Source organism: Rhizobium sp. RM (assembly GCF_013390595.1).
GTDB lineage: Bacteria > Pseudomonadota > Alphaproteobacteria > Rhizobiales > Rhizobiaceae > Agrobacterium.
In genome coordinates this window covers 149,596-170,977 of record NZ_JACAWV010000023.1, presented here as the reverse complement: position 1 = coordinate 170,977, position 21,382 = coordinate 149,596, and the positions used below count along the sequence as shown (strand labels likewise).

19 protein-coding genes are annotated in these 21,382 nt (G+C 58.2%); 13 read left to right on the top strand and 6 right to left on the bottom strand.

What is annotated here, in order from left to right:
• Positions 1–94: 94 nt before the first annotated feature.
• Entirely contained in the window at positions 95–988 is an 894-nt protein-coding gene (locus tag HWX89_RS23480; protein WP_178340910.1) for a helix-turn-helix domain-containing protein, read from the top strand.
• Between the two features lie 47 nt (positions 989–1,035).
• Here the strand turns inward: HWX89_RS23480 and HWX89_RS23475 are convergent, their stop codons facing one another.
• Positions 1,036–3,225: a TonB-dependent siderophore receptor gene (locus HWX89_RS23475; RefSeq protein ID WP_138792725.1), complete on the bottom strand. Its 2,190-nt coding sequence runs from the start codon at positions 3,223–3,225 to the stop codon at positions 1,036–1,038.
• Positions 3,226–3,480: 255 nt separating this feature from the next.
• Here HWX89_RS23475 and HWX89_RS23470 point away from each other — a divergent pair, with 255 nt between their 5' ends.
• The 4 genes from HWX89_RS23470 to HWX89_RS23455 are packed head-to-tail and all read left to right on the top strand — an operon-like array spanning position 3,481 to position 7,374.
• On the top strand, positions 3,481–4,491 hold the full coding sequence (locus HWX89_RS23470; protein ID WP_138792724.1) for an iron-siderophore ABC transporter substrate-binding protein: 1,011 nt from the start codon (positions 3,481–3,483) through the stop codon (positions 4,489–4,491).
• The gene (locus HWX89_RS23465; protein WP_138792723.1) at positions 4,488–5,531 is read left to right on the top strand and encodes a FecCD family ABC transporter permease; all 1,044 of its coding nucleotides are present in this window, start codon (positions 4,488–4,490) and stop codon (positions 5,529–5,531) included. Before HWX89_RS23470 ends, HWX89_RS23465 begins: the two co-directional genes overlap by 4 nt.
• The gene (locus HWX89_RS23460) at positions 5,528–6,568 is read left to right on the top strand and encodes a FecCD family ABC transporter permease (RefSeq protein ID WP_138792722.1); all 1,041 of its coding nucleotides are present in this window, start codon (positions 5,528–5,530) and stop codon (positions 6,566–6,568) included. The genes HWX89_RS23465 and HWX89_RS23460 overlap by 4 nt, the downstream gene beginning before the upstream one ends.
• Positions 6,565–7,374 carry an ABC transporter ATP-binding protein gene (locus tag HWX89_RS23455; protein WP_138792721.1) on the top strand — a complete coding sequence of 270 codons (810 nt, stop codon included), beginning with the start codon at positions 6,565–6,567 and terminating at the stop codon, positions 7,372–7,374. The genes HWX89_RS23460 and HWX89_RS23455 overlap by 4 nt, the downstream gene beginning before the upstream one ends.
• Before the next feature lie 30 nt (positions 7,375–7,404).
• Here HWX89_RS23455 and HWX89_RS23450 read toward each other — a convergent pair whose 3' ends face one another.
• Complete coding sequence (locus HWX89_RS23450; protein ID WP_138792720.1) at positions 7,405–8,280, bottom strand: helix-turn-helix domain-containing protein; 876 nt, start codon at positions 8,278–8,280, stop codon at positions 7,405–7,407.
• A 136-nt stretch (positions 8,281–8,416) separates the two neighbouring features.
• On the opposite strand from HWX89_RS23450, the gene HWX89_RS23445 reads away from it, so the two are divergent.
• From HWX89_RS23445 to HWX89_RS23420, 6 genes are all read left to right on the top strand, one after another.
• A complete protein-coding gene (locus HWX89_RS23445) occupies positions 8,417–9,631 on the top strand; it encodes an amino acid ABC transporter substrate-binding protein (protein ID WP_138792719.1) in 1,215 nt (404 codons plus the stop codon).
• Positions 9,632–9,706: 75 nt separating this feature from the next.
• The gene (locus HWX89_RS23440; protein ID WP_138792718.1) at positions 9,707–10,579 is read left to right on the top strand and encodes a branched-chain amino acid ABC transporter permease; all 873 of its coding nucleotides are present in this window, start codon (positions 9,707–9,709) and stop codon (positions 10,577–10,579) included.
• Positions 10,576–11,484 (top strand): branched-chain amino acid ABC transporter permease, encoded by a 909-nt coding sequence (locus tag HWX89_RS23435; protein ID WP_138792717.1) that lies wholly within the window; start codon positions 10,576–10,578, stop codon positions 11,482–11,484. The genes HWX89_RS23440 and HWX89_RS23435 overlap by 4 nt, the downstream gene beginning before the upstream one ends.
• Positions 11,481–12,209 carry an ABC transporter ATP-binding protein gene (locus tag HWX89_RS23430; RefSeq protein ID WP_138792716.1) on the top strand — a complete coding sequence of 243 codons (729 nt, stop codon included), beginning with the start codon at positions 11,481–11,483 and terminating at the stop codon, positions 12,207–12,209. Before HWX89_RS23435 ends, HWX89_RS23430 begins: the two co-directional genes overlap by 4 nt.
• Positions 12,202–12,924, top strand: coding sequence for an ABC transporter ATP-binding protein (locus HWX89_RS23425; RefSeq protein WP_138792715.1), 723 nt, complete (start codon positions 12,202–12,204; stop codon positions 12,922–12,924). Before HWX89_RS23430 ends, HWX89_RS23425 begins: the two co-directional genes overlap by 8 nt.
• A gap of 17 nt (positions 12,925–12,941) precedes the next feature.
• Positions 12,942–14,393 (top strand): aldehyde dehydrogenase, encoded by a 1,452-nt coding sequence (locus HWX89_RS23420; protein ID WP_138792714.1) that lies wholly within the window; start codon positions 12,942–12,944, stop codon positions 14,391–14,393.
• A 46-nt stretch (positions 14,394–14,439) separates the two neighbouring features.
• On the opposite strand, the gene HWX89_RS23415 is transcribed toward HWX89_RS23420, so the two are convergent.
• On the bottom strand, positions 14,440–15,336 hold the full coding sequence (locus HWX89_RS23415; protein ID WP_138792713.1) for a choline sulfate utilization transcriptional regulator: 897 nt from the start codon (positions 15,334–15,336) through the stop codon (positions 14,440–14,442).
• A gap of 94 nt (positions 15,337–15,430) precedes the next feature.
• Here HWX89_RS23415 and choX point away from each other — a divergent pair, with 94 nt between their 5' ends.
• The gene (gene choX, locus HWX89_RS23410; protein WP_138792712.1) at positions 15,431–16,384 is read left to right on the top strand and encodes a choline ABC transporter substrate-binding protein; all 954 of its coding nucleotides are present in this window, start codon (positions 15,431–15,433) and stop codon (positions 16,382–16,384) included.
• Between the two features lie 16 nt (positions 16,385–16,400).
• The gene (betC, locus tag HWX89_RS23405) at positions 16,401–17,915 is read left to right on the top strand and encodes a choline-sulfatase (protein ID WP_138792711.1); all 1,515 of its coding nucleotides are present in this window, start codon (positions 16,401–16,403) and stop codon (positions 17,913–17,915) included.
• A 12-nt stretch (positions 17,916–17,927) separates the two neighbouring features.
• Here betC and HWX89_RS23400 read toward each other — a convergent pair whose 3' ends face one another.
• Genes HWX89_RS23400 through argH form a run of 3 tightly spaced genes read right to left on the bottom strand, consistent with a single transcriptional unit; the run spans position 17,928 to position 21,378 of the window.
• The gene (locus HWX89_RS23400) at positions 17,928–18,827 is read right to left on the bottom strand and encodes a carbohydrate kinase family protein (RefSeq protein WP_138792710.1); all 900 of its coding nucleotides are present in this window, start codon (positions 18,825–18,827) and stop codon (positions 17,928–17,930) included.
• Positions 18,824–19,864 carry an ABC transporter ATP-binding protein gene (locus HWX89_RS23395; protein WP_138792709.1) on the bottom strand — a complete coding sequence of 347 codons (1,041 nt, stop codon included), beginning with the start codon at positions 19,862–19,864 and terminating at the stop codon, positions 18,824–18,826. Before HWX89_RS23395 ends, HWX89_RS23400 begins: the two co-directional genes overlap by 4 nt.
• Positions 19,864–21,378: an argininosuccinate lyase gene (gene argH, locus HWX89_RS23390; protein WP_138792708.1), complete on the bottom strand. Its 1,515-nt coding sequence runs from the start codon at positions 21,376–21,378 to the stop codon at positions 19,864–19,866. The genes HWX89_RS23395 and argH overlap by 1 nt, the downstream gene beginning before the upstream one ends.
• Positions 21,379–21,382 lie beyond the last annotated feature (4 nt).

Sequence of the window (21,382 nt, the reverse complement as noted above, 5' to 3'; positions counted from 1 at the left end):
CATTTGCGGCTGACGACAGCGAGCATTTGAAGGCCGGATCGTCGCAACGCCATCTCAGCACCATCGTCGTTCTAGAAGTGGGCGGACACAGACATTGAGTTTTTGGCATTCCATGACATGGCACACCGAGGGCATTCGCCTCACGGCTCCCGTCAAGTGGCGGTGCCTCGACGGTCTTGTAAGCGCTTATTGGCAGGCGGAAAGCCAGGCAGGCGCCAGTGGTTATTATCTCGCTGACGATCCGCGCATCATGATCTTTTTCAATGATGTCTCCTCGCGCGTTCAGATATCCAATCAGAACAGCGCATTTCCGGGCAATTCCCGGCCGATGTCACGGGCGGTCTACGTTCCGGCGGGTGTTCCCCTATGGACATCGAGCAGCGCTACCCATCGCTTCTCGCACCTCAATCTCCACATGCACAAGGACCGGGTGATGCGGTTTCTGTCGCCGTCGGTCGGATCATCCGCAGCGATGGCGGCTATGCGCCGGCCCGTCGAAATCCAGGACCTCGGAGCCATCGAGACGCTCGCCGGGCTGCTGGTCGACGAGGTGTCCGAACCCTCGAAACACGCCGTCTATGCCGAAAGCCTCGTCGGCTCCATTGTTGCGGGTCTCCTTGAAATTCCAGACCAGGCGGCTGACCCTTCCGGTGGCAGGCTGACACAGGCACAGATCAACAAGCTGAACGCCCGTTTTGACGGGCGCTGCGATGGTCGAATGAGCGTGGCCGAGATGGCCGCGATCGTCGGTCTATCGGAGAGCTGGTTTTCAAATGTCTTCAAACAGACCACGGGCAAGACGCCCCTGCAATGGCAACTGGAAAAGCGGATCGATGTCGCTCAGAAGCTTTTGCTCAATGGCGACCTCGCTGTCGCCGACATCGCCGCCCAGCTCGGCTTTTCCGACCAGGCTCATTTGACCAAGTCGTTTCGCCAGGTTGTCGGTGACACGCCTGCCGCATGGCGGCGCATGCGGCAGACAGGCTGAGGAGTACTATACGGTCCGGCCGGCACCAGGCCAGCCGGGTGTCGCAATTACCAGGTCTGGCGCAGCGTCGCGTAGACGGTACGGCCAGGATTGTAATAGAGCGCACCGGCGTCGCGGCTTGCCATGTGCTTTTCATCGAACACGTTGTTGACGTTCAGCTGGAACGTCGTGTTCTCCTTGATCTTGTAGGTGAAGGCCGCATCAAAGATCACAGCGCTGTCAGATGAGATCGTGTTGGTGATGTTGGTGAAATAGGAGTCGGTATACCGTGCTCCGACACCGAACGTCATGTCGCCACGGGCGCCTTCGCCCTGGAGAGTGTAAGTACCCCAGATCGAAGCAAGATGTTTCGGAACGCGCATCAGGCGGTTGCCGTCGTTGACGCCACCCGGTTCATCGATTTTGGAATCGATGTAGCTGTAGGCTGCGATAAGATTGATGTTATCCGTCAGTTCAGCCTTGGCTTCGAGTTCCAGACCGCGATGTCTGACCTTTTTCACCGTTGCAGGAATATAGGTAACCTGGTCGTAGACGGTGATGTTTTCTTTCGAAAGATCATAGACCGATGCGGTGAAGAGGGCAGGGAAGGCTTCCGGGCGGTACTTGACACCAACCTCGTATTGCGTGCCGGTCGTCGGCTCAATCTGACCGCCGGTCGCCGGGTTGATCCCGACAGCCGGTGGTGCAGCGGATTCCGCGTAGCTCGCATAGGCGGCCAGTTCCTCGGTGATCTTGTAGCTCGCGCCAAAACGGGTCGTGAACTCGCTGTGATCGGCTGTCTGCGTGGTGTAGGGCGCAAAGAGGTTCGTCTGGCTGAGATCCAACCAGTCGTTGCGAAGCCCAAGGCTCACAGTCAGCCGGTCCGAAAACGTCAGGTCCTGCTGCAGATAGACGGCGTTGGTCTTCTGGTCGCTTTTTGAACCTGAGGTCGCGGCAAGCGACGCCGGGCCACCCGTATAGACCGGATTGACCCAGTTGATCGGCGGCGTCGTGCCACCGGAGACACCGGCCGGACCGTAATAGAGACCGTAGTTCTGCGACTGGAAATGATTGTAATCGACACCTGCGAGCGTGCGGCTTTCGATGTTGTCGAACGTCGTCTCGTAAATCAGGTTCGCATCGATCACGAATTGCTCGGTCGAGGTGTCGCTTCCGAAGAAGTAGCGGCCGGCCGTATTCGAACCGTTGGTGCTGGTGCTGGCGATATAGGCGCTTCCGAAGTCAAGATCAGACCTGACATAGCGCGCGTTCGAGCGGAAACTCAAACCGTTGCCAAAATCATGATCGAACATCAGGCTGTAGGTATTGCGGTTGATGTCGTTGAAATAATAGTCAGGCTCGCCGAAGAACACGCTACGGTCGAAGTCTGTTCCAAGCGGGTGACCGCCGCTACCCGGAACGCCCTGCTTGTCGAGGTGGTCATAGACGAATGTCAGGCTCGTCATGTCGGATGGGCGCCAGGTAAGGCCGCCCATGATGAAGTTCTCGTCATTCTTCGAGTAATCGTACTCGGCGTCAGCGCGCTGGAATTTACCCGTCAGGCGGTAAGAGAGCGTGTCGTCGGCGGTGATGTTGTCGCCGAAGTCGAAACCGGCTTCCTTGTGAGCGTAAGAACCGGTAGTCCCATAGACTTCACCGAAACGGCCGCTTTTAGGCGTCTTCGTCACATAGTTGATCGAGCCGCCGGGTTCAGCTGCACCGAAGGCGGACGAACTCGTGCCCTTCAAAACCTCGATCCGCTCAAAGGCGTAAGGCTCTTCTTTGGTGCCGCCGAACGTTCTGCCGACAACCAGGCCGTCGCGATAGGTGTTCGGCGTGAAGCCGCGAATATCCACATAGTCAAAACGGTCATCGCCGCCGTAGAAGTCGGTTACGACGCCAGCAGTGTACTGCACGACTTTTTCAACGCTGTCGGCACCACGCTCCTCGATTTCCTTCGAGGTGATCACCGATACCGATGCAGGTGCGACGAGAACATCGGTCGCCATTTTGCCGACGCCAGTCGTCTCCGTCGCCACGATCGATTTCGAGTCGTTGCTGGTATCGAGTTTTGCAGCGCCGCCGTTACCCCGAACAACGATCGGCGCGAGCGTCGTTCCAGAGGTGGACTGGCTGGCATCCTGAGCGAATGAGAGAGAGGGTGCGAAGGCGGCAAGGGCTGTGCAGCCGAGAAGCGCCATGCTCCTTGAGCGAATAAGCGCATTCAATGAAGGTTTGCCTGATCTGTCGATATTCATATGTCCAACTTCCAACAGAATAAAATAGTCAGGGTTCCCTGGAACGCCTCCTGCCTGCGGAAGGTGACCTGATCAGATATGCCCCTGTAGCGCTACTAACTTGAGCCTATTTATCCAGTATTGTAGATTTTGTCTCCTTTGTAGGAAACCACGGAAACTTCACGCCTGATCCGTGCCGTCTCCCACATCGCGCTTGACGGCTAAGGGCTAAGCTGAGACTTGAAGTCCACTTTTAACGTTTCGAGAGTGCCACCAATGTTCCGCTTGCTGCGCCGCCTTGTGCCCTTGATCGCAATCTGCCTGTCATTTGCGGGATTGACGCCCGTAATGGCGGATGAAGGCACGACCTATCCGATTGTGATCAAGCACGCATTGGGGACCACGACAATCGCGAAAAAGCCGGAGCGCGTGGTGACCGTTGCCTGGGCCAACCACGAGGTACCATTGGCGCTGGGCATCGTTCCCGTCGGTTTTGCGGCTGCAAATTTCGGGGATGACGATGGAGACGGCCTGCTCCCCTGGGTCGCCGAAAAGCTCAAGGAGCTCGGTGCCGAAAAGCCTGCCCTCTTTGATGAAGGTGACGGTATCGATTTCGAGGCGGTGGCCGCAACGCAACCGGATGTCATTCTTGCGGCCTATTCCGGTCTTAGCCAGTCCGACTACGATACGCTGAGCCAGATTGCACCTGTTGTCGCCTATCCCGATGCACCATGGTCGACCGACTGGCGTGAGATGATCCGTCTCAACAGTGCGGGGCTAGGCATGAAGGCGGAAGGTGAAGCGCTAATTGCTCGTATCGAAAAGGAAATCGCAAGCGTCGTAACGGGGCATCCGCAACTTGCGGGCAAAAAGGCGATGTTCGTCACACATCTTGATGCGACCAATCTCAGCATCGTCAACTTCTATACGGCCAATGACAGCCGCGTGAAATTCTTCGCCGACCTCGGCCTCACATCACCGAAAAGCGTTGTCGACGCTACAAAGCCCGGACAGTTTGCAGCAGGTGTCAGTGCAGAACGGGTCGATGCCTTCGATGATGTCGATATTGTCGTCACCTACGGCAGCCAGCCATTGCTCGATGCCATGCGCGCCGATCCGCTGTTGTCGCGCATGCCTGCCGTCACAAACGATTCCATTGTCATGCTCGGACGAAACCCGCTCGGGACGGCATCAAACCCGACGCCTTTGTCGATTTCCTGGGTCCTGAAAGACTACGCCGATCTGCTTGCCAAGGCAGCGGCCAAATCTGCCGGGAAATCGCAATGATCTCTGCAAATACGGGGCGGGCAGAGAGTAAGCCTTTCGCGGTCCAGTCGAGCAAGGTCAGATGGTCTGCCATGATGGCCGTTGCAGTCCTTCTTCTCGTCATGTGCGCGCTTTCCGTATCCGTCGGAACGCGTTCAGTCGGGCTCACCGATATCTTCGCTGCACTTGGCGGTCAGATCGACAATGTTGCCCAGGCAGCAGTGGCGGCCAGATTGCCGAGAACCTTGCTCGCCCTTCTTGCTGGCGCAGCCCTTGGTCTGGCGGGTGCTGTCATGCAAGGCGTGACCCGCAATCCTCTTGCTGATCCCGGCATTCTCGGGGTCAATATGGGCGCTTCGCTTGCCGTCGTCGTGGCCGTGGCATGGTTTGATATCGCGTCTGCCAATGCCTTCATTCTCGTCGCCATTTGTGGGGCAGGGGCGTCTGCGGTTTTCGTTTATGTCATAGGTTCGCTCGGGCGAGGTGGTGCAACCCCGCTGAAACTCGCACTCGCTGGAGCCGCGACCTCAGTCGCATTTTCTTCGCTGGTGATCGCCGTCGTTCTTCCCCGCAATGATATCGCCGGGGGAATACGCGCCTGGCAAATTGGTGGCGTTGGCGGCGCAACGCTCGATCGCATTCTTCCCGTCTTGCCGTTCCTCCTCATCGGTTTTGCCATCAGCCTTCTATCAGCGAGAAAACTCAATTCCCTCGCACTCGGTGATGAGCTTGCAGCGGGGCTCGGCGAAAACGTCGCACTCGCGCGCGGTGTCGCCTCTTTCGGTGCGATCCTTCTTTGTGGCGCGACGACAGCAATCTGTGGGCCGATCGGTTTTGTCGGCCTTGTCGTACCGCATCTTTGCCGTCTGCTGGCTGGCGTCGATCATCGCTGGCTGCTGCCGTTTTCGGCCCTTGGCGGCGCATGCCTGCTTCTGGCTGCCGATGTCGGCGGGCGCATCATCGCCCGGCCATCAGAACTCGATGTCGGTATCGTCACGGCTTTCATCGGTGCACCTTTCTTCATCTGGATCGTCAGACGTCAGCGGGTCCGTGAACTGTGACGACACTCGAACCCATCATTTCCTCCGTTACTCAAAACCGGCGCCATCGTGCGTACCGGCGAAACGTGGTGATCGGCGTTCTCGTTCTGACACTCGTCTCCACATTTCTCCTTACCCTAATGCTGGGGCAATCCTTCACGCCGCCGGGAGAGGTGATGCGTGTGTTGCTCGGTGAAAACATCGCAGGCGTCAGCTTCACCGTTGGCCAGTTACGTTTGCCACGTGCAGTCCTGTCAATCCTGGCGGGCCTCAGCTTTGGTCTTGGTGGGGTCGCTTTCCAGACCATGTTGCGCAACCCGCTCGCCAGTCCCGACATTATCGGCATCAGCGCCGGAGCAAGCGCCGCCGCGGTTTTTGCCATCGTTGTCCTGTCGTTGAGTGGCCCTGCTGTCTCGATCTTTGCGGTGATCGCCGGTCTGGGCATCGCGCTTCTCGTTTATGGCCTCTCCTTCCGGAATGGCGTCGCCGGTACCCGCCTGATCCTTGTCGGCATTGGTGTTTCGGCCATGCTGGAGAGCTTTGTCGCCTACATCCTGTCGGCAGCACCTGCCTGGACATTGCAGGAGGCGATGCGCTGGCTGACAGGCAGCGTCAATGGTGCAAAGCTCGATCAGGCTGCACCCCTTGCCATAGCGCTCCTCGTTTTCGGCGGTCTCCTACTCAGCCGTGCCCGTGACCTTGAAGCACTGCGCCTCGGAGACGATGCAGCCGCAGCACTCGGGGTCGGTGTCGCGAAAACCCGCATCGTCGTGATCGTCTCAGCGGTCGGCGTGATTGCCACGGCAACAGCCGTGACAGGACCGATCGCATTCGTGGCATTCCTGTCCGGTCCGATTGCTGCCCGTGTCATGGGAAACAACGGATCTCTGCTTGTTCCCTCCGCTCTCATCGGTGCGGTGCTTGTACTCGTAGGAGATTATTGCGGCCAGTTTGTCCTGCCCGGCCGTTACCCGGTCGGTGTCGTCACCGGTGCGCTCGGTGCTCCCTACCTCATCTATCTTATCGTGCGCGTTAATCGCGGCGGAGCCTCATTATGACGATCCATTCTTTATCCGCGAGCCAATTGTCGGCGGGATATGGCGACACTGTTATTCTGGAGGGCCTCGATCTCGTCGTGCCGCCAGGCAAGGTCACCGTTGTTGTCGGTGCCAATGCATGCGGAAAGTCGACCCTGCTACGCGCCATGTCCAGGCTCGTTTCTCCGCGACACGGCCACGTATTGCTGGACGGCAAATCGATCCATCGCACACCCTCACGCGAACTTGCACGTACCATGGGGCTTTTGCCACAGTCACCGATCGCTCCCGAGGGTATTCTGGTTTCCGATCTCGTCAGCCGCGGGCGCCATCCCCACCACGGCGTGTTCTCGCGCTGGACGCGCAAGGACGATGAAGCTGTCGCAACAGCACTTTCGGCAACGAAAACCGCAGATCTCGCCGACCGGCCTGTCGACGAATTGTCCGGTGGGCAACGCCAGCGGGTATGGATCGCCATGGCGCTTGCCCAGGAGACCGATATTCTGTTGCTCGATGAGCCAACGACCTTTCTCGACATCAATCACCAGGTCGAGGTGCTGGACCTTCTGACCGATCTTAACCAGACACGCGGAACCACCGTTGTCATGGTCCTGCACGATCTCAATCTGGCCGCCCGTTACGCTGATTTCCTGGTCGCCATGAGCGGGGGACGCCTGCACGTTTCCGGCAGGCCCGAAGATGTGTTGACGGAAGACAATGTCCGTCACGTATTTGGTATTGAAAGCCGCGTCATCATCGATCCGACATCGGGAAAACCGATGATGCTGCCGATCGGCCGCCATCGCGCGTCACGGGAAGGGATTTGAACCTTTTTCCGTGACAAGGTGAGATCCCGTTCATGGCCAGGCGGCGTAGGACTGAACCGCCTTGTCCTGGGCGCGCCTTGCATTGCGACGAAAACGCCCCGGTGATGTGCCTTCGTTGCGGGTGAAGAAACGGTTGAAATATCCAGGGTCCTGAAAGCCCAGCCGGAAGGCAATTTCCGTTACCTGTAGTGATGAATTGACGAGAAGGTCTTTCGCCTCCGAAAGCAGTTCGCGGTGAATGTAGTGCTGCGGCGATAAGCCCGTCGCCTTACGGATGGCAGCGCCGAGCCGCTCGCGGCTGGTGCCAAGCTTTTCTGCACAGGTTTCGACCGTCAACTGATCGCGCTTATGTTGCGCCACAAGCAATACGAAACGCTCGACAATACTGCTCGTCGACGTCGTTGCACTGGTGAGATTGACAATCGCCTGCTGGCAGAGGCGGATAAGAATGACACTCAAGAGGCTGGTGATGATACTGTCTGATCCGGTTGCAGGTTGAAAACCTTCCGTCGAGATCGTCTCAAGATAGTTTGTCAGTTCTCGCCGGTCTTTGTCGGACAGGCTCTGTTTCAGCACACGCTGCAAGGTTTCGCGCACCGCCATGGCGCTGGTGCCAGTTGGCATTGCGTGGGCAAGCCCGATTTCCGTTGCCTTCAGCCACGTGCCTCTGCTCCCCGCATTAAGCCTTAAACGGCCGGCCCCGCCAGAGGGTAGCCAGATCATTTCGGAGGCCTGGACCGTCATCTGCGCCTCGTCACGAATGATCTCCGCTTCTCCTGATGAAAGGATCAGAAGGTGGGCTGCATTTGCCTCAAGGCGAAATTCCGAAATCCTCAGTGCAGGTGCCAGAATTCTGGCCTCGATCATTTGTGACCGGAGCGATGGCAAAGGGAGCGATGTTGGCATTGTGTAGCTCCAAAAGTACAATAATGGGATACACTAGTGCATTTTATATCGCCTTGTCGCTGTTAAACTTTGATCAGCGCACAAGGATGCCGGGGAGGAGCCGGCTACCTTCAGAGACGCGCTTGGGAGGAAAATCATGAATATTTTGAAGCGCAGAACGCTGTTCTGCCTGCTGTCCGGTATTGCCGTTTCGGCCATCACGCCGTCGCTGAGCCACGCGCAAGACCGCACGTCTGTAAAGATCGGTTATGCCGTGTCTAAAAGTGGTGCCAACGCGACCGGAGCAGGCATCACGACCATTCCGAACTACAAGCTCTGGGTCAAGGAAGTGAACGATGCGGGCGGTTTGACGCTTCCCGACGGATCACGTCTTCCCATCGAGGTCGTCGAATATGATGACCGCTCCTCTGCCGAAGATGCGGTTCGTTCGACCGAGCGTCTGGCCAGCCAAGACAAGGTCGACTTTCTGCTGCCGCCCTGGGGGACCGGGTTTAACCTCGCTGTGGCGCCACTTTATGATCGCTTCGGTTACCCGCAGCTTGCAGTCACCGGCGTGACCGACAAGGCACCTGAGTTTGCCGCACGCTGGAAGAAAAGCTTCTGGATGCTCGGCGGCGGGCATGACTATGCCAATTCGCTCGCAGGCGTTCTCAAGGCAGCGCGCGATGCGGGACAGATCAACGACAAGGTCGCGGTGATTTCCGTCGCTGACGGTTTCGGGATCGATCTTATCAAGGCGGCACGCCCGGCCTTGAAGGAGGCGGGTTTCACACTGGCCTACGACAAGACATACCCGGTCGGCACGTCGGATTTCGCGGCGCTCGTCAATGAAGCCGCCGCAAGTGGCGCAGATAGCTTCATTGCCTTTTCATACCCGCCGGACAGCTTTGCAGTGACGAAGCAGGCGCAGACCAACAAATTCAATCCCAAGGTTTTCTACGTTGGTGTTGGTGGTGCCTTCCCAATTTTCCCGAAAGTTTCGGACGGAAAACATGAAGGCGTCATCAGCATTGGCGGTGTCGATGGAACGAGCGACAAGATCGCCGATTACTTCAAGCGCCATGAAGCGTTCATCGGTGCGAAACCCGATAGCTGGGCAAGTGCCATCACCTATGCCAGCCTCGAAATGCTCGCGCAGTCGGTAAAGCGTGTCGGCCTGGACAAGGCTGCCGTGGCAAAAGAACTGTCGACCGGCGAATTCGATACGGTCATCGGTCCGGTCAAGCTTGAGGACAACCAGCTCCGCCAACTCTGGTGGGCCGGACAGTGGCAGGGTGACCGTTTCGTCGCCATCGCGCCCACTGATCGAACCGGTGCCGCAAAACCGGTCGTCCCGAAGCCCAACTGGTAATCTTTTACCGTGAGCCGGTGTCTTCAAGCACCGGCTCCCGATGCCCGCTACTCCTGCATAGTGGAGAAATTTCTCGTGTTTTTATCCACCCTCGTCTTCGGCTTGATGCTGGGCGGGACCTATGCGCTCATTGCGCTTGGACTTTCGCTGCAATATGGCATCGCGCGCATCATGAACCTCGCTTATGGCGAAGTCCTGATTGCCGCCGCCTTCCTGACTTTCGTCCTTTTTTCCGGCTTCGGTATTTCGCCCCTCAGCGCGCTTTTGATCGCAGCCCCGGCCGGTTACGTATTTTCGTTTGCCGTCTATCAGGTCATGATGCGTCCGCTTGTGCACCGCTCAGGCGGGAGCGGCCGCCTCGAAGTCGATTCCATTCTGGCAACCTTCGGCCTGCTGTTTGTCATCCAGGGCGTCATGCTCGTCGTCTTTGGCGGCAATTATCACTCCTATTCCTATCTGACTGAAGGCGTCGACATCTTCGGAACAACTGTTGCCCTCAACAGGGTGCTGTCCTTCGTTCTGTCGGTGGTGATCGGTGGGGGGCTTTATCTCGCATTGACGCATAGCCGCTGGGGCCTGAACCTGCGCGCCGTCGCCCTTGCTCCGCGCTCTGCGCCACTTGTCGGCATCGACGTCAACCGTATCGCCCGTTCCGGATTTGCGCTTGGTGGCGCGTTGGCGGTTGCAGGCGGCGTCATGATTTCGATGTACCAGACGTTCTCTGCCTCCTATGGCGTGGTCTTCACCATGAAAGCACTCGTCGTGGTTATCATGGGTGGTGTCGGCAACCTGCTTGGTGCGCTTGTTGCCGGTCTGCTGCTCGGTCTCGTGGAAACCTTCGTGCTTGTTTATGTCGATCCCGGGCTGACACTTGCCGCAACTTACGCTCTGTTCCTTGCTGTCCTGCTCTGGCGGCCGGAAGGCATCTTTGCAAGGAGAGGCAAATGATCGCGCTCGTCATCTCCGCCATAGTTGTTGCCCTTCTCGCTCTCTCACCCTTCTTCTTCGATGCCTATGGTGTCGGTGTGATCGTCGGTCTCCTCGGTTACGCAACGCTCGCTTCGGCCTGGGCCATGTTCTCCGGCCCGACACGCTACGTCTCCCTTGCCACCGTCGCCTTCTTCGGTGTCGGCGCCTACACGGTCGCTGTTCTGAGCGAAGTGCTTGCCTGGCCACTCGTTCTCATTTGCGCCGCGCTCGTTGGGGCAGGGCTCGCACTGGTCGTCGGCCTTTCGACGCTTCGTGTTGCAGGCATCTATTTCGTGATTTTCTCCTTCGGTCTTGCCGAACTTATCCGTCAGCTCATTACCTGGTACGAGGTCAATCTGACCGGTACGCTCGGCCGCTACATTTTCCTGCCGATCGAACCCCAGCATGTCCTGTGGCAGCTTCTGGCGCTCGCCGTTGTGACCCTCCTCCTTGCAGCGCTAATCGAACGCAGCAGGCTTGGTCTTGCCCTCAAAGCGATCGGTGACGATGAGGTGGTTGCCCAGCATGCCGGCATCAATCTGGCGCGAGCCAAGCTGACCCTCTTTGTGCTCTCCGCGACGATCATTACGCTGGTCGGTGCGATCCAGGCACCGCGCTGGGTCTACATAGAGCCAGCCATCGTCTTTAACCCGCAGGTCTCGTTCCTGACCGTCATCATGGCGCTTCTTGGCGGCGCAAACCGTCGTTGGGGACCGATTCTGGGTGCGGTTCCACTCTTCCTTCTGTTCGAATGGCTAGGGGCAAACTTCCCGAACCACTTCTCGATCATTCTCGGCCTCCTTTTCATCATCATCGTTTTTGCTCTGCCCGATGGCGTCTTGGCTGCAATAGAGAAAATCCGCAGGAAGGAGGCGCGCGCATGACGCCCGTTCTTGAGATAAAAGAGATACGCAAGACATTTGGCGGGCTGAAAGCCGTGGACGGGCTAAGCTTCTCCATCGCCCCGGGTGAGGTTGTCGGGCTGCTCGGTCCAAATGGTTCCGGCAAGACGACGCTGATGAACCTCATTTCTGGCGCTCTGAAGCCGACGGAGGGCTCGATCCGTCTGGACGGCAAGGAGACGGGTGGTATGCGACCGGATCTGATTGCCCGCTCAGGCGTGGCACGCACCTTCCAGCTCGTGCGACTGCTGCCGTCCCTCTCATTGCTGGAGAATGTCGCCGTTTCCGCCGTCTTCGGTCCGCGACAGCTTTCCAGAGTCGACGCAGAGGATGTTGCCCGTCAATGCCTGAAGCGGATAGGCCTTGCGGGCCGCGAGCACATCAACGCCGGCGACCTGACCTATATCGATCAGAAACGGCTGGAACTTGCGCGCGCACTTGCAGGCGAGCCGAAGTTGCTGTTGCTCGATGAATGGCTTGCTGGCCTTAATCCGACAGAACTGACGGAGGGAATTGAACTGATCCGTCAACTCTCGCGTGAAGGAACGACCATCCTGCTTGTAGAACATATCATGGCGGCCGTGCGCGCACTCTGCCCCCGGTCCGTTGTCATGGCGGCAGGCCGCAAGATTGCAGATGGCCCAACGTCTTCCGTCCTCGACGATCCCACCGTGATTTCAGCCTATCTCGGAGTGGCCCATGCTTGAGATCGACACCCTGACAATCCGTTATGGCAAACATCTTGCCGTGGACGGGGTAAGTTTAAGCGTTGCGCGGGGGGAAACCGTCGTGCTTCTCGGTGCAAACGGTGCCGGCAAGTCGTCGTTGCTGAAAGCAATTGCCGGCCTTGTCAAACCGGCCTCCGGTGATGTTCGTGTCGACAATACCTCGCTCGCCACCATTCCACCTCACGCGATTGTCGACCATGGCATCGCAGTCGTGCCTGAGGGGCGAGGCATATTCCCGGCCCTGACGGTCGAGGAAAACCTTCGCCTTGGTGCCAATCCCTCACATGCACGCGGCCTTGAGGCCCAAACACGTGACAGCGTTTTCGCACTCTTTCCGCGGCTTGCAGAACGGCGTGGCCAGATCGCCGGAACCATGTCCGGTGGCGAACAGCAGATGGTGGCGATCGGTCGCGCGCTGATGTCATCTCCCGATTACCTGTTGCTCGATGAACCGAGCCTCGGCCTTGCGCCAATCGTGACGCAGGAGCTTTTCGCGGCTCTTGCCCAGATCCGTGCCACCGGGCTGGCGATCCTCCTTGTGGAGCAGAATGTGCGCGAGAGCCTCGCTCTTGCCGATCGCGGTTATTTGCTCGAGGCCGGACGTGTTGTCGGAGCCGGTTCGGCCGAAAGCCTTTCTGCCGACCCAGCGGTCCAGCGGGCGTTTCTTGGCGGCACGACCGCCGCTGTCAATTGAATTCAGGAGGAATGATTATGCAATCCATCAATCTCTTCATCGCTGGCGAACACCGCCCCGCAGGCGACGGCAAACGCTTCGAGCGGGCCAACCCCATCACCGGTGACATCGCGACCAGTGCGGCCGCTGCAACCCTCGATGATGCGACGCTTGCGGCTGACGCGGCTGCGGCCGCCTTTCCTGTCTGGTCGGCAACGCCTCCCGGTGAACGCCGTCGCCTGCTTCTGGCTGCTGCCGAGGCCCTTCGCGCTGCAGGACCCGCCATCACCGACGCGATGAAGGAAGAAATTGGTGCGACGGATGCCTGGGCAGGCTTCAACGTCAAGCTCGCAAGTGACATGCTGGTTGAGGCCGCGAGCCTGACGACGCAGATAAAAGGAGAGGTCATTCCCTCCAACCGGCCGGGGACTATGGCGATGGCGTTGCGCCAGCCGGTTGGCGTCGTCCTTTCGATGGCGCCCTGGAATGCGCCCGTCATTCTCGGTGTTCGCTCACTCGCCACGCCGCTTGCGTGCGGAAACACCGTGGTCATGAAAACCTCGGAACTCTGCCCGCGCACCCACGCTCTGATCGTTGAGGCCGTAGCTTCGGCCGGACTGCCGAAGGGTGTTTTGAATGCCGTCTCCAACGCACCCGAAGATGCTGCGAAGATCGTCGAAACACTGATCGCTCATCCAGCTGTCAGACGGGTCAATTTTACCGGATCGACTCGCGTCGGCCGCGTCATTGCCGAGACTGCCGGCCGTTATCTCAAACCTGCACTTCTGGAACTTGGCGGCAAGGCGCCCTTCATAGTTCTTGATGACGCCGATATCGATGCTGCCGTCGCCGCTGCTGCCTTCGGTGCCTTCATGAACCAAGGGCAGATCTGCATGTCGACGGAACGTATCATCGTGCTCGATTCCGTTGCCGACACATTCGTCAGTGCGTTTGCCAAGAAGGTCGAGACGCTGAAGGCGGGAGATCCGCGTGAAGGCAAGACACCGCTCGGTTCGCTCGTCAGCGCTGAGGCCGCCGCCCGTATTCGCACCCTCGTTGACGATGCCATTTCCAAGGGGGCGAAACTGGTTGCCGGAGGCAGCGGAAGCGGCACGATGCTCGATGCACTCGCCGTCGACGGTGTGACGCCAGCAATGCGGCTTTACTCGGAAGAGAGCTTTGGTCCGGTCGTGTCCATCATTCGTGCTACAAGCGTTGATGAAGCTGTCAGTATCGCAAACGAAACCGAATTCGGTCTTTCTGCCGCAATTTTTGGTCGCGACCAGGCGAGGGCACTTCAGATCGCCGGGCGGATCGAAAGCGGCATCTGCCATATTAACGGTCCAACCGTGCACGACGAGGCACAGATGCCGTTCGGTGGCGTAAAGGCATCCGGTTACGGCCGCTTTGGCGGGACTGCCGGCATTGCCGAATTCACTGAACTGCGCTGGGTCACGCTTCAGGACGGTCCGCTGCATTACCCCATCTGAAGACGAGAAGCATTTGAGAGGCGCCGCTCCCTGATCGGGAGCGGCGTTATCGCGCCTGGCCAACAAGCCAGCTCGTCAAGGTCCGGACAGGTCCATCCTGGCGTTTCGGTTTTACGAGCCAATATCCCCGGTCAGGCGCATCAAGGGCAGGGCCCGCAATAACGAGAACGCCTGCATCAACAAGGGGATCGACAAGTCCCGCCCATCCGATCGCTAGTCCCTGTTCCCCGACCGCCGCCTGTACCACCATGGAATAGTTGTTGAAGGTCAGGTCGCCCTGTTCCATGGCCGCATGCCGTTCGACGCCGAAATGGCTAAAATATGTTCTCCAGTCGAACCACTGCGTTGGCGAGGTGTTTTCCAGATGGATGAGCTTGTGGCGAGAAAGGGCTCGCGGGTCCGTCTCTGCCCCTGCCTTTTGCAGATAGGCAGGAGCGCAGACCGGTGCGATCTTTTCCGAGACAAGCAGGACCGCACCTTCACCGGCTTCGGCGCGTGAACCGAAGATCACCATCACATCGCCGTCTTCCTTTCCCTGCCGCAGCGGGTTCTGGGTCGCGACGATCTGGATATTGATATCTGGATCGACGGCGCGGAAGGCGTGCATGCGGGGAATGAGCCAGAGCGAGGAAAAGGCGTAATCGGTGTGGACCCGGATCGATGGCCGCTCGCTCTTGCGGCGCAGTTGCTGCGTAAAGAGATCGACGGCATCGACGTTGTTCGAAACGATTTCGAAAAGACGTTTGCCATCTGCGGTCAGTTCTATGCCGCGATGTTTTCGTCTAAGAAGCGCTGTCTGCAGTTCGTCCTCGATCTTGCGGATCTGGTAGCTGACGGCAGGCTGTGTCAATCCAAGGTTTTCGGCCGCCGATGTCAGACTGCCGCGGCGCACGACTTCGCAGAAGATGCGCATCCACCCTAGATCGAGCGGTCTCTCTGACATAAAATATCCTTATGTGAAATATCGAAAATTACTGGCTTCACAGCAAGTTCGCTGCTGTTGTTCAATAAATATCTCTAATAACTGGGGAACTCCAATGAAAACCATCTCTCGCATGAACAGGATTGCCACGGGTGTCTTTTTCTGTGTGGCTGCTTTCTCCACGACCGTTCAGGCCGCCGACGATGCTGCCTGCAAGACGGTCCGCATGAGCGATCCAGGCTGGACGGATATTACCGCGACCAACGGTGTTGCAGCCGTTCTTCTGGATGCGCTCGGCTATGAAGCCGATGTCAAGACGCTCTCGGTTCCGATCGGCTATCAGGCCATGAAAAACGGCGAGATCGACGTCTTCCTGGGCAACTGGATGCCGGCCCAGAAATCCTTCGTCGATGACCTTAATGCTGCAAAAGCGGCCGAGGTGATGACGAAGAACCTCGAAGGTGCAAAGTTTACGCTCGCGGTCCCCGCCTATATGGCCAAGAAGGGTGTGAAGGACTTTGCCGACCTCGCCAAACACGCAGACGAGTTCGAAAGCAAGATCTACGGCATCGAGCCGGGTGCTCCGGCAAACCAGAATATCCAGAAGATGATCGATGCCAATGATTTCGGTCTGAAGGGCTGGCAATTGGTCGAATCCGGAGAGCAGGCCATGCTTGCCCAGGTCGAACGTGCCGGCAAACAGGAGAAGGGTGTCGTTTTCCTCGCCTGGGCGCCCCATCCCATGAATGAGAAGATCGAGATCTCCTATCTGTCGGGTGGCGACGCCTATTTCGGAGCGAATTTCGGCGGCGCTGAAGTCTATACGCTGGCGAGGACCGGATGGGCACAGCAGTGCCCGAATGCTGCGAGCCTCTTCAAAAATCTGAAATTCGAAATCGGAATGGAAAACACCCTGATGGGTTCGATCCTCGGCGGTGAAGACTCAAAGGCTGCAGCGACAAGCTGGCTCAAAGCCAATGCGACGGCGCTCGATGGCTGGATGACGGGTGTTACCACGCTCGATGGCAAGCCGGGCGCGGACGCGGTCAAGGCCAAGCTCGGCCTCTGACAGGAACCATCATTTCATGACGCGTCCGAATATCCTGATCCTCATGGTCGACCAGTTCAACGGAACGTTGTTCCCTGACGGGCCGGCCGATTTTCTGCATGCCCCGCATCTGAAGGCCCTGGCGGAACGCTCTGTGCGTTTCGCCAACACCTATACGGCAAGCCCGTTGTGCGCGCCGGCACGCGCCTCGTTCATGTCAGGGCAGTTGCCGAGCCGCACCCGTGTGTACGACAACGCAGCCGAATTCGCCTCAGACATTCCGACCTACGCACATCATCTGCGGGCCGCAGGTTATTACACCGGCCTCTCGGGAAAGATGCATTTTGTCGGGCCTGATCAGCTACATGGTTTTGAAGAACGTCTGACAACGGACATTTATCCGGCCGATTTCGGCTGGACGCCCGACTATACGAAGCCCGGCGAGCGGATCGAGTGGTGGTACCATAATCTCGGCTCGGTGACGGGGGCAGGGGTCGCCGAAATCACCAACCAGATGGAATATGACGATGAGGTCGCCTATCACGCGACCCGCAAGCTCTATGACCTCTCGCGCAAGCTTGATGACCGCCCGTGGTGCCTGACAGTCAGCTTCACGCATCCGCATGACCCATATGTCGCGCGGCGGAAATTCTGGGATCTCTATGAAGATTGCCCGGCTCTCGATCCGAAGGCCGGTGCCTTGCCGTTCGAGCAGCAGGACCCGCATTCCAAGCGCCTGCTCGAAGCCTGCGATCACTCTGCATTCGACATTACGGACGAGCAGGTGCGTAGAGCACGCCGCGGTTATTTCGCCAATATCTCCTATGTCGATGAGAAAATCGGCGATATCCTCGATGTATTGAAGCGCACTCGCATGGATGACGACACCATCGTCCTGTTCCTCTCCGATCACGGGGATATGCTTGGCGAGCGCGGCCTCTGGTTCAAGATGTGTTTTTTCGAGGGTTCTTCGCGGGTGCCCTTGATGGTCGCGGCTCCCGGATGGAAACCTGCGCTCATCGATGCACCGGCTTCGACGCTCGACGTCACACCGACGCTGTGCGGGCTGGCTGGCCTCGATATGGCTTCGCTGAAACAATGGACGGACGGCGAAGACCTTTCCGGCGTTGTCGCCGGCACGGGCGTGCGCGGTCCAGTGCCGATGGAATATGCCGCAGAAGGATCGATCGCACCGCTTGTCGCTATCCGGGACGGTCGCTTCAAGCTCACAGTCTGTGAGGCCGATCCACCCTTGCTGTTCGATCTCATTCAGGACCCCGATGAACGGGTCAATCTTGCCGATGCTCCGGAACATGAGGCGGTCGTCAAGAAGATTAGCTCACAGATCAACGAACGCTGGAACCTTGCATCCTTCGACGCATCGGTGCGGGAAAGCCAGGCGAGGCGCTGGGTGGTCTACAAGGCGTTGCGAAACGGTGCCTATTACCCCTGGGATTACCAGCCGTTGCAAAAGGCATCCGAACGCTACATGCGCAACCACATGGATCTCAACGTGCTGGAAGAAAATCAGCGTTTTCCACGTGGAGAATAAGCGGTCGGACAATCAGGCCGCGCGATGGACCCTCGGTGCACCTCCCATGGCCTGAACAGCGAGGCTGCCGGCCTCGATGCCGGCTTCGAGGCATTGTTGCGGGCTTTCACGGCTGAGCCAGGCGTCAAGGAAGCCAGCATTGAAGGCGTCACCGGCGCCGGTCGTGTCGATGACCGGAACGTTGCAGGCGGCCGCGTGGAAAACATTGCGATCCGATGACAGCCATGCCCCTTGAGCGCCGCCTTTCAGCCCAACAACGGGAAATGCGGATGATAGGGCATCGATTGCCTCGCGAGGGTCGGCTTTTCCGGTGATGGCTTCTGCTTCCTCAAGGTTCGGTAGGAAGACGTCGACGCCGTCACAGGCCGCGACGAGGCCCTTGCTATAGATCAGTGAGGCATCCCAGCTCGGATCGAGCGAGACGGTAAGGCCGTTCTCCTTGGCGCGGGCAACGAGATCCGGGATTTCGTTGAGGGTTGCAAACTCGGCAATGTGGAGATGGCATGCCTTTTCCCAGGCAAATGCGGCATTGAGGGTCGATGGCCGCGCTTGTCCTGCACGATGCGTCAGGAATGCCCGGTCATGCCCGACAACCGTCGCAACAGTCACTTGCGGACCGGCGTCCGCTGCATGCTCAAGGAATTGGAGGTCGATGCGGTGATCGGCCATCTGTTTGCCGATGGCGCTGGAGAAGGTATCGGTCCCGAGCCTTGCCAGTAACGCGACGTCGCGGCCAATATGTGCGAAATGAGCCGCGGCAATGAATGCACCGCCGCCGGCCGCCATCTCCATATCGCTCGCAAATGTCTCCCTGCCAAGAACGGGCATCGCATCGAGCCCGGTGAAGACAAGGTCGCAATAGATGCGACCGACACTGATAATCGCAGACTTACGTGTGACACTCGCCATCATGCACGGTCCAGAAGCTTTTCCGTTTTGGTATCGAACAGATAAAGAGAACCTTTTTCCGCGTGGCATCGAAGCTGGCTGCCGACTGCAGGTATCGATTTGCCGCGGGCTGTCGCGATGATAGAACTGGTCGACGTATCCAGATGGACAAGCGTTTCAGGGCCGAGAGGCTCGACCGCTGTTACTGTCCCTTCGATGGAAAACGCGCTCTGCGCCTCACCGTTGTCACCAACCAGAAGATCATGAGGGCGTATGCCGATCAGAAGGTCACCTGTGGCTGAAAGCGTCATGCCGTCGGCTCTGCGCGTCCCCTGCAGCAGGTTCATTGACGGACTGCCGATAAACCGCGCCGTAAAGACATCCACCGGTTTCTCGTAAAGTTCAGATGGCGTACCGACCTGCAGGATATGCCCGTCTTTCATCACAACGATCCTGTCGGCCATCGTCATGGCCTCCACCTGGTCATGTGTCACATAGACGGTGGTCGTCTTAAGACGTTGATGCAAGCGTTTGATCTCTATACGCATTTGTGATCTGAGCTGCGCATCGAGATTGGACAGTGGCTCATCGAACAGGAAGGCAGAGGGATCACGCACCATGGCACGCCCGATCGCCACACGTTGCCTTTGGCCGCCCGACAACGCGGCGGGCCGGCGGTCAAGCAGTGCTTCAAGGCCGAGAACGCGTCCGGCCTCTTCGATGCGCCGGTTTTTTTCCGCGCTGTCGAGCTTTGAGGTGTAGAGACCGAAGCCAATGTTCTGGCGCACGGTCATATGTGGGTATATCGCGTAATTCTGGAACACCATCGCGATATTGCGCTGCTTGGGTTCCTTCTCGTTGACGACATTGCCGCCGATCTTCAGCGTTCCCGCAGAAATTTCTTCGAGCCCGGCGATCATCCTGAGCGTCGTCGATTTTCCGCATCCGGATGGACCGACGAACACGACGAATTCCCCATCCTCGATGGCAAGATCAATGCCCTTGACCGCCTCGACCTTGCCGTAGCGCTTTACGATTTGATTGAGTTCGATTGTCGCCATTATCGCGCTCCCGTCAGGGCGGTAAATTTCTCGGTGAGTTCAGTGGCTTTCGCCGCTTCGTGATCTGCGAACTTTTGGGCCTCGGCAGCGAGGGCGCCAAGCTTTTCACGATAGACCGCGATTGCTTCGCGCATAGGGGCCGGGGCCGGGCCACCGAAACGGCTGCGAACGGCGACGAAGTGCTCAGGCGATACGATGTTTCTGAATGTCGTTTCGTCGACCGTCGTATCCTGACCTGCCAGCTCCCTGAAGGCTTTCTGGAATGGAGGATAGCCGTCAGTCGGCAAATCGCCCTTCAAGGCGACGACACTTTTGGCGACCGTAGCAGCAATTTCATGAGCCTGGCGGAACGAAAGGCCCTCAATGCGCACGAGTGAATCTGCAAGTTCGGTGATGGTGATGCAGGAGCGGCGGATGTTCCGATCGACCCGTTCAGGATCGATGCTGATCTTGCCGATGAGGCTTGCAAGGAGATCAAGCACACGCCCAGCCGAGGCGAATGCCTCATAACCGACGCCCTGCGTTTCTCCTTCGCTGTCATTCATGTCGGTAAACGGCGTGTTGTGCATAACGTCGAGCATGGTGCGTGCCCGGCCGAATGTCTGGCTTGCGAGATGGCGCAGGTGCTCGATCGGAACGGGATTGCGCTTTTGCGGCATGATCGAGGAAATCTGCACGAGCGAATTCGGAACGTATATCTGGCCGACCTCGAAACTCGTCCAGAACTGAAAATCCTGGATAAGCCGCCCAAGATGCAAGAACATCAGTTCCATGGCCGAATAGGTCGCTGTGGTATAATCGACCGCAGCGATACAGGAATAGGAATTGCGCAGCGGGGCCGAAAAACCTAGCAACTCTGCAACGCGCGCCCGGTCGATTGGAAAGCCCGACGTCGTGATTGCCGCAGCGCCCATCGGTGAAAGGTCGACAATCCGGCGGGCTTCTGCAAAGCGGTCGATGTCTCGGGTCAGGACTTCGATCGCCGCAGAAAGATAGTGGCCGAACGTCGTCGGTTGCGCCGGCTGCCCGTGCGTGTAGGCGACGATCAGCGTATTTTCATTCCGCTCTGCGGCGTCGATCAGTGCCTCCAGAAGAAGACGTGCCTTGAACATCAGGGCATCGATCTTTTCTTTCAGGCCGAGTTTGAAAAGTGTGTGATCGATATCGTTTCGAGAGCGGGCCGTATGCAGTCGCCCGGCCACATCGACGCCAATCCTTGCTTTCAGTTCTTTCTCGATCAGGAAAAAGAAGTCCTCGACCTCGCCGGTATAGATGAGGCTCGAGGGATCGCTGGATCTGTCGATATCTTCAAGGGCGCCAGCAATTTTTGCGGCGGTTTCAGCGTCAAGAATGCCTGTTTCACGCAGCATGACCAGATGGGCCCGGTCAATGCGCCTAAAACCATCGACGTGATGATTTTTTGCGCCATCGAACAGGGGGCGAAGCACTGTTTCCTTGTAAACGGCGTCTGGAAACTTGCTGGTATCGGAAAGGCGCGGGTTCGTATCGGCCATGATG

What these genes read in the sequence shown, in the direction of transcription:
- HWX89_RS23470 (WP_138792724.1), top strand. Translation starts at nt 3,481, where the DNA reads ATGTTCCGCTTGCTGCGCCGCCTTGTGCCCTTGATCGCAATCTGCCTG.
- HWX89_RS23465 (WP_138792723.1), top strand. Translation starts at nt 4,488, where the DNA reads ATGATCTCTGCAAATACGGGGCGGGCAGAGAGTAAGCCTTTCGCGGTC.
- HWX89_RS23425 (WP_138792715.1), top strand. Translation starts at nt 12,202, where the DNA reads ATGCTTGAGATCGACACCCTGACAATCCGTTATGGCAAACATCTTGCC.
- HWX89_RS23400 (WP_138792710.1), bottom strand. Translation starts at nt 18,827, where the DNA reads ATGATGGCGAGTGTCACACGTAAGTCTGCGATTATCAGTGTCGGTCGC.
- argH (WP_138792708.1), bottom strand. Translation starts at nt 21,378, where the DNA reads ATGGCCGATACGAACCCGCGCCTTTCCGATACCAGCAAGTTTCCAGAC.
- HWX89_RS23445 (WP_138792719.1), top strand. Translation starts at nt 8,417, where the DNA reads ATGAATATTTTGAAGCGCAGAACGCTGTTCTGCCTGCTGTCCGGTATT.
- HWX89_RS23415 (WP_138792713.1), bottom strand. Translation starts at nt 15,336, where the DNA reads ATGTCAGAGAGACCGCTCGATCTAGGGTGGATGCGCATCTTCTGCGAA.
- HWX89_RS23475 (WP_138792725.1), bottom strand. Translation starts at nt 3,225, where the DNA reads ATGAATATCGACAGATCAGGCAAACCTTCATTGAATGCGCTTATTCGC.
- choX (WP_138792712.1), top strand. Translation starts at nt 15,431, where the DNA reads ATGAAAACCATCTCTCGCATGAACAGGATTGCCACGGGTGTCTTTTTC.
- HWX89_RS23435 (WP_138792717.1), top strand. Translation starts at nt 10,576, where the DNA reads ATGATCGCGCTCGTCATCTCCGCCATAGTTGTTGCCCTTCTCGCTCTC.
- HWX89_RS23395 (WP_138792709.1), bottom strand. Translation starts at nt 19,864, where the DNA reads ATGGCGACAATCGAACTCAATCAAATCGTAAAGCGCTACGGCAAGGTC.
- HWX89_RS23450 (WP_138792720.1), bottom strand. Translation starts at nt 8,280, where the DNA reads ATGCCAACATCGCTCCCTTTGCCATCGCTCCGGTCACAAATGATCGAG.
- HWX89_RS23430 (WP_138792716.1), top strand. Translation starts at nt 11,481, where the DNA reads ATGACGCCCGTTCTTGAGATAAAAGAGATACGCAAGACATTTGGCGGG.
- HWX89_RS23455 (WP_138792721.1), top strand. Translation starts at nt 6,565, where the DNA reads ATGACGATCCATTCTTTATCCGCGAGCCAATTGTCGGCGGGATATGGC.
- HWX89_RS23420 (WP_138792714.1), top strand. Translation starts at nt 12,942, where the DNA reads ATGCAATCCATCAATCTCTTCATCGCTGGCGAACACCGCCCCGCAGGC.
- betC (WP_138792711.1), top strand. Translation starts at nt 16,401, where the DNA reads ATGACGCGTCCGAATATCCTGATCCTCATGGTCGACCAGTTCAACGGA.